Here is a 13269-nt window from a genome sequence, read left to right as displayed (position 1 = left end):
ATAGCTGGTTTTTTAGTCCTGTGGAAACTCCAATGTAAAGCGGCTTCCCTTTCCCAGTATACTTTCTACTCTGATCTTACCCTTGTGTGCATCCACGATCGCTTTCACATAGCTCAGTCCAAGTCCGAAGCCCTTTACGTTATGTACATTACCTGTATGTGCGCGGTAGAATTTCTCGAAGATCCTGTTCACCGTATCCCTGCTCATTCCTATACCATTATCCGCGATGGAGATCACGAGGTTCTTTCGTGTATTGGTGGTAGATATCCTTACTTCCAGGTTGTCCTTCGAGTATTTGATAGCGTTATCCAGCAGGTTGAAGATGAGGTTGGAAAAGTGTACTTCATCTGCTTTGATAATAGGCTGATGTGCGTTCAGCTGCAAATGTACTTTTCCATTCTTTCCATCCAGTTGTAACTGCAGGTTCTCTACCGTACTGGAAATAAGCTGATGCACATCTATGGGTTGCAGGTTGAGCGAAAGTTCATCTTTCTCCAGTAATGCAGATTGCAGGATGGATTCCACCTGTTTGTTCATGCGTTTATTCTCTTCTTTGATGATGCCGGAGAAGTAACGGATCTTGTCTTTGTTATCCATTACTTTTTCATTCCCGATAGCATCAATAGCCAGGGAAATGGTGGCCAGCGGGGTTTTCAGCTCATGCGTCATGTTGTTGATGAAATCCCCTTTGATCTCAGAGAGTTTTTTCTGGCCCAGCATGGTACGGATGGTCAGGGCGAAGGCGGTAACAATGATCGCCGTGAACAGGATCCCGCCGGAGATCATCCAGCCCATGTATTTAAACACTTTGAAACTGGCAGAGGGCACAAAAACGTATAGCTGTCCGGATTCCGGCGTAATGGCATTATAAGCCAGGGAGGCAATGAACTGATGGTACAATGCAGAGTCCTCGCTGCTTTTGGCCAGGCGTTCCGTGAAACCGGGAGATACCAGCTGATAGTATCCATTCTCCACGATGCCGAATTCAAACACGGTATCCAGCTTCCTGTCTTTCATGGATTTCTTCAGCAGGTCCGTTACTTCCTTGGGATCGAAGAGTACGCTTACCGGCTCGTTAGTACGGAAAAGCCGGTCGTTGTTAGTAATGGGAGGCAGGTTCAGACCGCTGGAAGAGCCTTCCTGTTTGAAACGCTGTAATTGAATGCGGCTGTGGTTGATGGGAACGGATAGTCTCTCCATCATTTCTTTGGCCACCTGGTCCACGGCCTCGGACATTTTCTGTTCTTTCTCTTCTTTCTTAATGTGGGCGGCACTGTTGATCCAACTGTACTGAATGTAGATGATCCCCAACAGGGACAGTGTGATCAGCGCAATTATGACAGGAAATATCTTTCTAAGTGGCAACATGTTAGCTTCAAATAAACGATAAATATAGGCAAAATCCACCCCTTTCAAACTAATTGCTATAGCAACCATGATACAAAATTAAACCCCTGAAAGCCTTATCCGGCCTAACACCTGATAAAAAACATTACTTTAACGTAATTTTAACGGGGAATTATTACTGTAATTGCTGCCAGTTTCCATAACTTTGCATCGTTATCTGGTACCAAATTTGTTACGTAAGATAACATACAAACAAGCTAATAAACTTTCTACATACATCGATGTGGATTCGTTCCATAAGCGATTTAGATTTTGGTTGATAAAATGGTAAGGGATCTGTCTAGGTCCCTTTTACTTTTTTACCCCTTTCTTACCTAAAAAATAACGCCCGGTTTGCATTTTGTTGGTTAAATTTGGTTAGAGCTTAAGGAAATAGGTATGGATACACTTGCGCCAGGCATATTGTTGATCGCGGACCCCTTTCTGAAAGATCCGAATTTCGCCAGAACAGTGATCCTGCTCTGCGAACATCAGGAGGAAGGGAGTTTCGGCTTTGTGGTGAACAAGCAGTTTGACCAGAAGCTGGACGATCTTATCTCCAATGTCTTTGTCCCCAACATCCCCGTTTATCTCGGTGGGCCCGTTCAGATGGATACTATTCATTTTATTCACCAGATGCCTGATCTCATAGAGGGAGGATTTGAAGTATTTCCCGGTATTTTCTGGGGAGGTGATTTTGATGCGGTGGTGAACCTGGTGAATTCCCAGCAGCTGGACCTTCAGAAGATCAAATTCTTTGTAGGTTATTCCGGCTGGAGCAGTGGTCAGCTGGAAGGTGAGATGAATGAAAAGAGCTGGATCTTATCCTCGGTAAATACGCCTATCCTGTTCCTGGAAGATGAGCAGGAGATCTGGCGGCAGGCCTTGCGGCGGATGGGGAATAATTTTGCTATGATGGCTAATTTCCCGATAGATCCTACATTGAATTGAGAAAGCTGTGAGCGTATATACCAAAGCTGCCCTGGGGTGGCTTTTTTTATTTTGAGGGAGGGGGTAAAACTCCTAATGCCGGGGCGTTATTCTTTAAAAACTGCCGTGCCTGTTGCTTTTTAAAAACCTCCTTCTGCAGAGGACCTTCCCTTAAAAAAAGCCCCCGCAGGGGAACCTCTTTGCCTAAAAACAGAACGTCCTCCGGGATCACCGGAGGACGTTCAATATAATATGCTTCTTAAACAGCGTTTTAAACCGCAACAGCGCCTTCAACCAGCACGGTCGCCTTATTATTCAACACCTCTACAAAGCCGCCGTCTATCGTGTAATGCGAAGCCTGGCTCTTATCTTTCAGCACCTTCATCTTACCCTTACCCAGGGCAGCGATCAACGGAGCGTGACGGTCCAATACCTCAAAAGAACCATCTACTCCCGGCAGCTGGATGCCATATACTTCACCTGTGTACAGCTTTTTTTCCGGTGTTAATATTTCCAATAACATGTTTCTAGTTTTTGAGTGAACCTTACTTGGTAGCAGCTGCCAGCAGTTTCTTACCTTTTTCGATAGCATCGTCGATAGATCCTACCAGGTTGAAAGCTGCTTCAGGATATTCATCCACCTCACCGTCCATGATCATGTTAAAACCACGGATGGTTTCTTCGATCGGAACCAGTACACCTTTCAGACCAGTGAACTGCTCTGCCACGTGGAAAGGCTGGCTCAGGAAACGTTCCACACGGCGTGCGCGTGATACCGTCAGTTTATCCTCGTCGCTCAACTCATCCATACCAAGGATGGCGATGATATCCTGCAGTTCTTTATAGCGTTGCAGGATCATTTTAACCCTTTGTGCGCAGTTGTAGTGAGATTCACCAACGATTGAAGGGCTCAGGATGCGGCTGGTAGAATCCAGTGGGTCCACAGCCGGATAGATACCTTTATCGGAGATCTTACGGGAAAGTACGGTAGTAGCGTCCAGGTGGGAGAAGGTAGTTGCAGGAGCCGGGTCAGTCAAGTCATCCGCAGGTACATATACCGCCTGTACGGAGGTAATTGAACCGTTTTTGGTAGAAGTGATACGCTCTTGCATCAGACCCATCTCAGTAGCCAGGGTTGGCTGGTAACCTACCGCTGAAGGCATACGGCCTAACAGCGCGGATACTTCAGAACCTGCCTGCGTGAAACGGAAGATGTTATCTACGAAGAACAGGATGTCCTTACCGCCGCCGGCAGTGCCATCCCCATCCCGGAAATATTCAGCCATGGTCAAACCAGACAAGGCAACACGCGCACGCGCACCCGGAGGTTCGTTCATCTGGCCAAAGATAAAGGTGGATTGGGAGTTCTTCAGTTCGTTCATATCAACTGAAGCCAGGTCCCATCCGCCATGCTCCATGGATTCTTTGAATTTTTCGCCATATTTCACAATGCCTGCCTCGATCATCTCACGCATCAGGTCATTCCCTTCACGTGTACGCTCACCCACACCTGCAAATACAGACAAACCATCGTGACCTTTCGCGATGTTGTTGATCAGCTCCTGGATCAATACGGTTTTACCTACACCCGCACCACCAAACAAACCGATCTTACCACCTTTTGCATAAGGCTCGATCAGGTCAATTACCTTGATACCGGTGAACAGCACTTCTGTATCGGTAGCCAGGTCCTCAAAACGGGGAGGCTGACGGTGAATAGGAGCACCATTGGTAGTGTCCAGCTGGCCCAGACCATCAATCGCTTCACCTACCACATTGAACAAACGGCCTTTAATGGCGTCACCTGTAGGCATTTTGATGGGGAAACCTTTGTCAGTTACGGCCATACCGCGAACCAGGCCATCTGTAGAGTCCATCGCTACTGTACGAACACTGTCCTCTCCCAGGTGTTGCTGAACCTCCAGCACCACTTTCTGGCCATTGTCCCTGGTCAGTTCAAGGGCGTTATAAATTTCTGGCAATGTTCCTTCAAAATGCACGTCCACAACGGGACCGATGATTTGTTTGATCTTACCTGTGTTAGGCATATTTCTTAGAAGTTTATAGAATGCAAGTAATTGTGTGCTTACGCAAAATTCGCGCAAAGGTAATCATTGATGCCTAAAACCCAAAATTATGCCGGCAGGTTTTGGGGTGATTTTCGTCAGTTTTAGCCAAATTGTTAAGTCTAATCAATTAGTTATAATATGTAAGTCCCGCTGATTAACTTGCGTCCTCCAAACTCTTTAGCATGAACGATAAGCAAGCATTAGACCGCCGGGACTTTCTCGGCTCCATCACCAAAGCAGGGATCCTGAGCGCCGTAGGCCTCGCCCCTGTTGCCAAAGCTGCTGCCAGTTTTGTAGAAGCGCCGCTGGCAGGGGAACACAAATTCCTTTGCCCTCCTTACCTGCAAAACCCCGCCCCTACCGGCATGACCATTATGTGGCTGAGCAACAAACAATGCTACAGCTGGGTGGAATTTGGGGAAACCCCTGCTTTAGGTACTACCGCCAACAATTCCAAAGAAGGGCTGGTAGATGCTTACGACCGGATCCACCGCATCCGGCTGGAGAAGCTCAAGCCCAATACCACCTATTACTACCAGATCAAATCCAAAGAGATCACGGAGTTCCAGCCGTATAAACTCACCTACGGGGAAACCATCAGCTCCGATACCTTCAGTTTCAAAACCCCGGAAGCCAATCCCAAAGAGGTTTCCTGGCTGGTGATGAACGATATTCACGATCGCCCGAAAAGCATTCCGCACCTGATGGGCCTGAATAAAGACCCTTATGATTTTGTATTCTTTAACGGAGATGTATTTGATTACCAGGAAGATGAGCAGCAGATCATCGACCACCTGCTGATCCCTGCAGGGGATTCTTTCGCCTCCGGCAAACCCTTCATTTTCACCCGGGGCAACCATGAAACCCGCGGTAAATTCCGCCGGGAGCTGGGGAATTACTTTGACGGGAACTATGCTTTTGCGCAAACCTGGGGCCCCGTGCATTTTACCGTGCTGGATACCGGGGAGGATAAAGAAGATACGCATCCCGTATATGCCGGCATCGTGAATTTTGACCAATACCGGATTGAACAGGCGGAGCGGTTAAAGGAGATTGTGAAAACCCCTGCTTTCAAAAAGGCGAAGTTCCGGGTAGTGATGATGCATATCCCTCACTATTATTCCGGTGACTGGCATGGGCCGATGGAATGCAGGAAACACTTCGGGCCGATCTTTGAAGCCAATAAAATAGACCTTTTCCTGGCCGGGCATACCCACAGGTTTGGGATCCATCAGCCTGTTCCGGGGCAACACTCCTACCCGATCGTGATCGGTGGCGGGCCCAAAGATGGCAACCGTACCCTGATCAAAGTGCATGCTACGCAAAAAGACCTGAAGCTGGTGATGCTGAAAGATGATGGGTCTGAGATCGGGAAAGTGGAATTGAAAAGTAAACGGTAGAGGAAAATTGCAAAAGTAACATAATTCCAATTTACTGCGCCGGCCAAAGGGTCTGGAACTGTTATTGCGGAATAATTGTTACTTTTGCAATAGTTCTAAGATAACAGTTATGGCCAGGAAAGTAATTCATACAGTAGCTGCCCCCAATCTTGAAGCACGCCTCAAATCAGTGCTGAAAAGAACACTGCGAAGCCATGCCAGCAAGAACATTCCGATTGTATACAAAGACCAGAGATGCAAACGGCCCAATGAATTTATACATGAATACCCTGATGGCAGAAAATTCCTCATTTGCCAAAGTCGCGACACCTCCAGCGAGACTGTGTTACGCCGGTTAAAATAGCACCATGCCTCACTTGTATATCGTTGCAGGTCCCAACGGGGCAGGAAAAAGTCTTTTTTCAGCAGAATTGACCACGACTGATTTCGAGGTATTTGATGGAGATAAGCATATGGCTGAACTCAAGGCAAAATATCCTGAAACCGGCAGTGACTCGCTTGAGAATTTTGTTAATGAGGGCATTTTCAAATCGGCTAAAGAAAAGGCCATAGCCGCAAATGGGAATTTTGCTTTTGAAACCAACTTCAGCGCCGAAGATCCCTTATACTCCATGAGAGCATTTAAAGCTGCAGGCTACAAGATACATCTTGTATTTATGGGTATGAATTCAGTAGAAGAATGTATCCAGCGCGTATCAATAAGAGTAAAAGCAGGTGGTCATAAGGTATCAGAAGAAGCTATCAACTATAATTATATGGCCGGATATGCTAACCTCTGTAAATATTTTAAGGAATTTGATACCGTAACCTTATATGATAATGCAATTCCAGCAGATAGTGAAATGAGTATTCCAGAGAAGGTTTTTTACTGGGAGAATGGAAAAATTATGTTTACTGCCGAAAACCTTCCGCATTGGGTACAAAAATTTATCAAGTCAGTCAAAAAAAGCATCCTTTAGTTTCTAATTTTTGACTACATCAGCCCTCTCTCGAAAAAAGCCGTATTATGCCATTAAATACCGGGGCAAAAGCGTATCAATCCCGTACCAATCCCGTATCAAAAGCATATCAAAAGCGTATCAAAAGCGTAGTTACCCCCACCCACTGCCACTTTGCACTCCAAATTCAGCAAAAATGGCAGCATTCTACTCACTTTGTGGGTACACAAGCCCAGGGGTCCGGATCATTCACCGCCGCCTTCTTATCCACGGACCAGCAGAAATTCAAAGGCTGGCTGGTTACACTCACCAGTTTGATATTCACCTTCACCCCCTTCCGGCTATTGGAAGCCTGAACAGACTGTGCCCCCTTCTCGGGGATATTATGCACCGTATAATTCTCTGTTTTGAACACATTCCCATTGCCCCGGAGGTATTCCACTTTCACCACCGCATTGTCCAGCGGATATTCTGTTTGGTTCCGCACCGTGATCTGAAGGTTTTTAATACCTCCCAGGAACCCGGTCTTATAATCCCCCGTGTTCACAGAGATATACTGTTTCCAGTTCTTGCGGAAATACTCCCGCCTGTCCACAAACTTTCCTTCCACCTGGTGCTGCATGTCTTTCCGGTCCGCAATCTGCTGCGCCGTGCGGCTGCTCAGGGTTAACCTGTTCTGCAGGTCCCTGTTCTCGTTGATTAAGCGTTCGTTTTCACGAAGCACTTTAGATACTGCCCTGCGATCTCTATAAGCGCTCACGGCAAGGATTACGACCATAAAGCCGCACATAACAGGAACTATCCATCTTTGACTCATACGTCCTGTATAGAAAAAATAATGCCGGATTTCCTGCGAAACCCGGCACTGATCACACCTGGAGAAAATTACTTTTCGTTATACTCGTACTTTATCTTTTCATTCCTTTCAAAATCATACAGCGTTAACCTGCGTACTGTATAATAGGCATTCCAGAAAGAAAGCAGCGCATTGATGTATCCGCGGCTGTTCTGGTCCTTCTCCTGCTGCGCAAGGTTCAGGTCTGTGATAGAGATCTTGCCAATGAGATAACGCTGCTTGGTGATCTCATACCGCAGTTGCGCAATGGTATCTGCTTTGGCAGCACTCGCCACTAATCTTTTCTGGATATTGAACTGCTGGGTTTGCAGGTAGATCTCCTGTTCAAAGATCCTTTCGTCCTGCTGGATATCTATCTCTGCAAGATCACGGTTGGCCTTAGCCTGGCGGACCCTGTTACGGGCACGGCCCCAGTCCATGATAGGAATAGAAACGCCTACTGACAGATTTTGTTGTACATCCCCACCTGAATAAGCAGACCGCAGCAGGATATCATTATTGGAACGGCCCAGTGTGGCACTCAGGTTAAATTCATACCCATTACTTCCCCTTGCCTGCGCCACACTTTGTTCCGCTTCCAGTCTTCTGCGCCTGAAACTCAATACCGCCTGGCGGTTGGTACTTGATTCCGACACGGCTTTATCCAGGGGCACATCAAATAACGGAATTGTATTTGGTGCAACGAGATCGATCTCTGCATCTTTCGGCATATTCAAAAAACGTTTCAGCTCCTGGTAAGCAACCTCTTTGGAAATGATTGCCTGATCAAGATTGTTGCGGGCATTGAGTAAGCTCAGCTCAATCTGCAGCAATTCATTCTCTGCAATTTTACCAAGGTCGTAACGCCCTTTGGAAATTTTATACAGCGTGTCTGTATTCTCCACATTCAGCTGCAGGATCTTCACCTGTACCTGTGCACCCAAAGCCCTGAAGAAATAATCAGAAGCATCCAGCGCTACCCTTTCCAGGTCTTCAATGTACTGGCGTTTACTTTCTTCATACAATACCGGAGAGATCTTTTGTGCCCAGCGGTAAGCATTGTACATGATAGAAGGCTGATCATACCTGATAGAAAAAGGTGTGGCCAGGAATGATTTCTTGCTTTCCGGAGAGAACTGATCGTTCCGGGTAAGATCAGAACGAAAGGAAAACGTACCACCCGTCCAGGGAACCTGTTGCCGCAAACCGAGGCCCAGTGAGGTAACGGAAGTAGAACGGCGGCGGAATTCACTGGGACCGTTCGGTTGCTGCACTTCTACGGTTTCACCCAAAAAGCTGCTATAGTTATCTATACCTAATACCAGTTGCGGCATCTGGCCGGATCTGAAATAACGGTAGGCATACATCGAATTCAAAGCCCTGCTTTGCGCCCGGTAATAGGAAGGGGAACTTTTCTGCGCAATGCCTATCACATCATTCAATACAAGGGATTGCTGCGCAGAACATATAGAAATAGAAGCACTGCACAGGATGCAGGCTAGAACGAACTTTAATTTAAGCATGGCGTAAACATTCAATTGGGTTCTGGTTAGCCGCTTTCCGTGCCGGAGAGATCCCAAAGATCAATCCTACAGAAGAGGCCAGTACAAAAGATAATAAGATGGAAATAGCGGAAATGATGGTTTTAATATCGGCCACTTTATCTACAATGTAAGCGCCGAGCACGCCCAGCAGGATACCGATCACACCTCCGCAAAGACTGATCAGTACTGCTTCGAACAGGAACTGCATCACAATATCTCTCTTCTGCGCACCCAATGCCATACGGATACCTATCTCTTTCGTACGTTCCAGCACAGATGCCAGCATGATGTTCATAATACCAATCCCTCCTACCAGCAGGGAGATCCCTGCAATGGCACTGAGTACGATATTGAATACATCTTTTGTTTTCTGCTGCTGCTTCAGTAATTGTTCCGGGATGGTCACTTCAAAATCCATTACATCACTATGCCTGCGTTTCAGCATGCGGCTGATGATACCGGCAGATTCCGTCAGCTGTTCCGGCTGATGTACCTTCACGATCAGCTGGTCCAGCTGATGCATAGCATTGGAACTGCCGCCATCATTGTTATTATTTCCGCCATCATCTTCAAACCAGCCCCGGTGCTCGATGCGGATAGCAGGATTTTTATATCTCACCAGCGTGGTTTGAATAGGCACATAAATGTCCATGTTGTAATCACGGATGCCCAGGTTTTCCTTGGTGGCGCTGCTGATCAGCTTTTCATCCGTTACACCTATCACCTTCAGCCATTGCGCGCCACATTTCAGCGTTTTACCGATAGGGTCTTCCGAGATAAAGAATTTCCTTTTCACGCCGGCGCCGATGATACATACGCCTTCACCTCCTGTAAGCTGTGTTTCATTGAACATCTTTCCCTGGGAAAGGCCGATGTTATTCAGTGAAAAGAAGGCAGGCTCCACACCTACCATTTTCAACCGTTTACTTTTTCCGTTGTAGATAACATCATGCTCAATGAACATTTCCGGGCTGATGGCATCTACGGTGCTCAGCATTTTCTGAATACTATGCGCATCCTGCAGGCTAAGGCCCTTCGAGAATTTTGTTTTATCATCACTCTCCTGTGGTTTGTTCTTCTTCGCACCTTCTTCCTCTTCCTTTTTAACCTCCGCCGGTTTGATCACAATGTTATTCACACCTACCAGTTTCATCTGGTTCATGATCTCTTCTTTGGCTCCTCTTCCGATAGCCAGCATAGCTATCACGGCACCTACGCCGAAGATGATGCCCAATGCGGTGAGAAACGACCGCAGCCTGTTCGCAACAAGTGAATCCAGCGCAATGCTGAGATTGTTCATGTTACGGGCTCCCCATATTTTTTGCATGTAGCTGGTTTTCGGGTTATTTAAGGAGAATGATTTTACTATCCTTTGCGGATGCAGGTTCTGCCATCATCACTTTATCTCCTGCTTCGAGGCCTTTTTCTACGATCACTTCTTCGTCGTTGCTCTTGCCCAGTTTCACTTCTCTTTTCTCAATGCTATTGCCCCTGCGCTGGTAAACAAAATTGTGCGTTTTGTCTCCCACCTTTTCGCTGAATACTGATTCCAGTGGAATGATGATCTTATTGGGCACTTCGTTGATGAGGATGTTATTGGAAGTGGTCATCCCCGGTTTCAGGATGGAGTCCACTTTTTCGAGCTTGATCAATACTTCAAATACCTTGGCATTGGAGCCGGGGCGGTTCTCGCCAATATTGGCCACAGAGGTAACAATGCCGCTCAGCTTTACAGCAGGGAAGGCATCCAGGCCCATGGTAACTTTCTGGTCTTTTTTGATCTTACTGATATCCACCTCGTTGATATAGGTTTTAGACATCATGCTGGAAAGGTCCGGCAGCATAGCCAGGCGCGGGTCCCAGGAGCGGATGGCCGAACCTGCTTTTTTCTTTCCGCCTACACTGTAATCTATGATATATACCAGCAGCCCGTTCTTGGGCGCAGTGATCCTGAATTTATCACGCAGCTCTACCAGGTTGGCTACCTGCTCCTGCTTACGTTTTACTTCCCGGCCGGCCTGGTCCATTTTCGCGGCAGCCTGGCGTTGCTGGATCTTGTATTTTTCACCCAGCTGGTTAAGGTCCCGCTGTGCTTTCTCCAGGTCCAGTTCCGCCTGTTTGATCGTGGCCGGTGGTTCATATTTACTCAGTTCCAGCGCCAGCCTTTTCTGGTCCATCTGGAATTTGAGATTGGTGATGGCATCCCTCGATTCCCGCATCTGAAGGGTAGTATCAAGGGAGGTCTGAGAGAGGGTAGTGATAGCCCTGTCCAGCTCCAGCTGCACATCCCCGATCTTTTTATTAACAATAGCGGGGTCCAGGGTGGCGATATAATCCCCTTCTTTTACCGTGATACCTTCCGCAGCCATGTCCTGGATCTTAATCTCTTCATAGATCTGATTGGACTGTAACCCGCTAGGGGCTTGAATGTAGACGGTATTTTCGGCCATTAGTTCTCCCGGGCTCACAACAATATCCTTGAAATTACCTTTCTTTACCTCCGCAGTGATGTCTATGCCAACGGGTTTATTGGCAAATACGTAGTAAACTACAACAAGGCAAACAACGAGTAGCGCGGCGAGTAGCCACCATTTTTTTCTAAACATAGGTCAATGAGTGTGTGATATAGAACAAGTGTGAAATTGCGTAATACGATTAACAATCCTCTGGTATATTAAACTAGCTGCCCTACTGGATGCAATTCATCCTCTTTTCCATAAAAATATACGGGGAATTCGAAACAAAATGTTAATTGTGATGAGAGATAATTTTAACGGGATAAATGTGTATATAGCTCACGATCCTTTTTTTTAGACACTTATAACGGTCTCGTATTAACTTTTATTTTTGCACAAATGCACCAGATGGAATTAATTCTTGTAAATAACGAACAAACAGCCCGGCAATTCCTGGATGTACACGTTGTATTGAACAGATCGTATGCAGGCTGGATCAGGCCACTTGATAAGGATATCAATGACGTGTTTGATCCTGCTGCCAATAAATCATTCCGTTTCGGGGAAGCCATCAGGTGGATCTTAAAAGACAGCAAAGGCCAGCTCATTGGGCGTATCGCGGCTTTTGTAAATAAGAAATATAAAACGAAAGGAGACGAACAGCCTGTAGGCGGCATCGGTTTTTTTGACTGCATCAATAACCAGGAGGCTGCCAATCTTCTTTTCGATACGGCGAAGGGCTGGCTTGCAGAAAAAGGGATGGGAGCCATGGATGGCCCTATAAATTTCGGAGACCGCGACCGCTGGTGGGGCTTACAGGTGGAAGGATTTGTAAACCCTCCCTATGGCATGAACTACAACCCGCCCTATTACCAGCAATTGTTTGAAGCGTACGGCTTCCAGCTATTCTTTAACCAATCCTGCTTTGCCATGAAAGTGAAAGACCAGGTGCAGGAGAAATTTTACGAGCGGCACGACAGGCTAGCTAAAGATCCGAACTATTCCGCCCGGCATATCAGAAAGGACCAACTGCAAAAGTTTGCCACAGATTTCAGTATCATTTACAATAAAGCCTGGGCCAGCCATGGTGGCGGGAAAGACATCACCAAAGAACAGGCCTACCTGATCTTTAAAAAGATGAAACCTGCCATGGATGAAAAGATCGTGTGGTTTGCCTATTATAAGGATGAACCGATTGCCTGCTGGCTCAACCTCCCTGACCTGAACCAATATTTCAAACACATGAACGGCAAATTCGGCCTTTTGCAGAAATTGCAGTTCCTGTGGCTGCGCATGACAGGTGCCTGTAAGAAGTTCACCGGCCTGGTATTTGGCGTGGTGCCTGAATTCCAGGGGAAAGGGGTGGATGCCTTTATGATCATGGAAGGCGCAAAGATCATCCAGCATAAGCTAGGTTATGAAGAATATGAAATGCAGTGGATAGGGGACTTCAATCCTAAAATGATCAATATCGCAGAAAGCCTGGGAGCCGGTATAAGCAGGAGGCTCGTTACCTATCGCTACCTGTTCAACCGGGAGCAGCCTTTCAAAAGGCATCCGATACTGAATTAAGAGGAAGGATATCTCCACCAGCTTAAAATACCTGCCGGGGTCAGCGAGCTTTTTTATATCTCCCTGGAACATAGCATATACGGGGTATATCCCGGAAAGTGGATTAGTGTATATTGGGTGCTCGTTATTCAGAATGTCC

At 46.7% G+C, this 13269-nt stretch carries 12 protein-coding genes; 5 read left to right on the top strand and 7 right to left on the bottom strand.

Annotated features, from left to right (window positions below; translation table 11 throughout):
* Positions 1-12 precede the first annotated feature (12 nt).
* A complete protein-coding gene (locus tag BUR42_RS25665; RefSeq protein ID WP_234979807.1) occupies positions 13-1437 on the bottom strand; it encodes a sensor histidine kinase in 1425 nt (474 codons plus the stop codon).
* Between the two features lie 348 nt (positions 1438-1785).
* On the opposite strand from BUR42_RS25665, the gene BUR42_RS25660 reads away from it, so the two are divergent.
* On the top strand, positions 1786-2337 hold the full coding sequence (locus BUR42_RS25660) for a YqgE/AlgH family protein (protein WP_074242412.1): 552 nt from the start codon (positions 1786-1788) through the stop codon (positions 2335-2337).
* A 250-nt stretch (positions 2338-2587) separates the two neighbouring features.
* Here the strand turns inward: BUR42_RS25660 and atpC are convergent, their stop codons facing one another.
* Positions 2588-2839: an ATP synthase F1 subunit epsilon gene (gene atpC, locus BUR42_RS25655; protein WP_074242411.1), complete on the bottom strand. Its 252-nt coding sequence runs from the start codon at positions 2837-2839 to the stop codon at positions 2588-2590.
* 22 nt (positions 2840-2861) lie between these two features.
* Positions 2862-4364, bottom strand: a complete 1503-nt coding sequence (gene atpD, locus BUR42_RS25650) for a F0F1 ATP synthase subunit beta (protein ID WP_074242410.1) — start codon at positions 4362-4364, stop codon at positions 2862-2864.
* A 203-nt stretch (positions 4365-4567) separates the two neighbouring features.
* Here atpD and BUR42_RS25645 point away from each other — a divergent pair, with 203 nt between their 5' ends.
* The 3 genes from BUR42_RS25645 to BUR42_RS25635 all read left to right on the top strand — a co-directional run bounded on the left by BUR42_RS25645 (position 4568) and on the right by BUR42_RS25635 (position 6744).
* Positions 4568-5785 carry a purple acid phosphatase family protein gene (locus BUR42_RS25645; protein ID WP_074242409.1) on the top strand — a complete coding sequence of 406 codons (1218 nt, stop codon included), beginning with the start codon at positions 4568-4570 and terminating at the stop codon, positions 5783-5785.
* A gap of 109 nt (positions 5786-5894) precedes the next feature.
* Positions 5895-6128 (top strand): hypothetical protein, encoded by a 234-nt coding sequence (locus BUR42_RS25640; protein ID WP_074242408.1) that lies wholly within the window; start codon positions 5895-5897, stop codon positions 6126-6128.
* 4 nt (positions 6129-6132) lie between these two features.
* Positions 6133-6744, top strand: a complete 612-nt coding sequence (locus tag BUR42_RS25635; RefSeq protein WP_074242407.1) for an ATPase — start codon at positions 6133-6135, stop codon at positions 6742-6744.
* Positions 6745-6934: 190 nt separating this feature from the next.
* Here the strand turns inward: BUR42_RS25635 and BUR42_RS25630 are convergent, their stop codons facing one another.
* From BUR42_RS25630 to BUR42_RS25615, 4 genes are all read right to left on the bottom strand, one after another.
* Positions 6935-7501 (bottom strand): hypothetical protein, encoded by a 567-nt coding sequence (locus BUR42_RS25630; protein ID WP_143197577.1) that lies wholly within the window; start codon positions 7499-7501, stop codon positions 6935-6937.
* A 107-nt stretch (positions 7502-7608) separates the two neighbouring features.
* Positions 7609-9081, bottom strand: coding sequence for a TolC family protein (locus BUR42_RS25625; protein WP_074242405.1), 1473 nt, complete (start codon positions 9079-9081; stop codon positions 7609-7611).
* Positions 9074-10429, bottom strand: coding sequence for an ABC transporter permease (locus BUR42_RS25620; protein WP_074242404.1), 1356 nt, complete (start codon positions 10427-10429; stop codon positions 9074-9076). Before BUR42_RS25620 ends, BUR42_RS25625 begins: the two co-directional genes overlap by 8 nt.
* A 16-nt stretch (positions 10430-10445) precedes the next feature.
* Positions 10446-11708, bottom strand: a complete 1263-nt coding sequence (locus tag BUR42_RS25615) for an efflux RND transporter periplasmic adaptor subunit (RefSeq protein ID WP_074242403.1) — start codon at positions 11706-11708, stop codon at positions 10446-10448.
* A gap of 258 nt (positions 11709-11966) precedes the next feature.
* Here BUR42_RS25615 and BUR42_RS25610 point away from each other — a divergent pair, with 258 nt between their 5' ends.
* The gene (locus tag BUR42_RS25610) at positions 11967-13130 is read left to right on the top strand and encodes a hypothetical protein (RefSeq protein WP_074243211.1); all 1164 of its coding nucleotides are present in this window, start codon (positions 11967-11969) and stop codon (positions 13128-13130) included.
* Positions 13131-13269 lie beyond the last annotated feature (139 nt).

Origin of the sequence: Chitinophaga niabensis (genome assembly GCF_900129465.1) — a bacterium.
GTDB lineage: Bacteria > Bacteroidota > Bacteroidia > Chitinophagales > Chitinophagaceae > Chitinophaga > Chitinophaga niabensis.
Note: the sequence above shows the minus strand (reverse complement) of the source record. Positions and strands in the feature narration are given on the sequence as shown.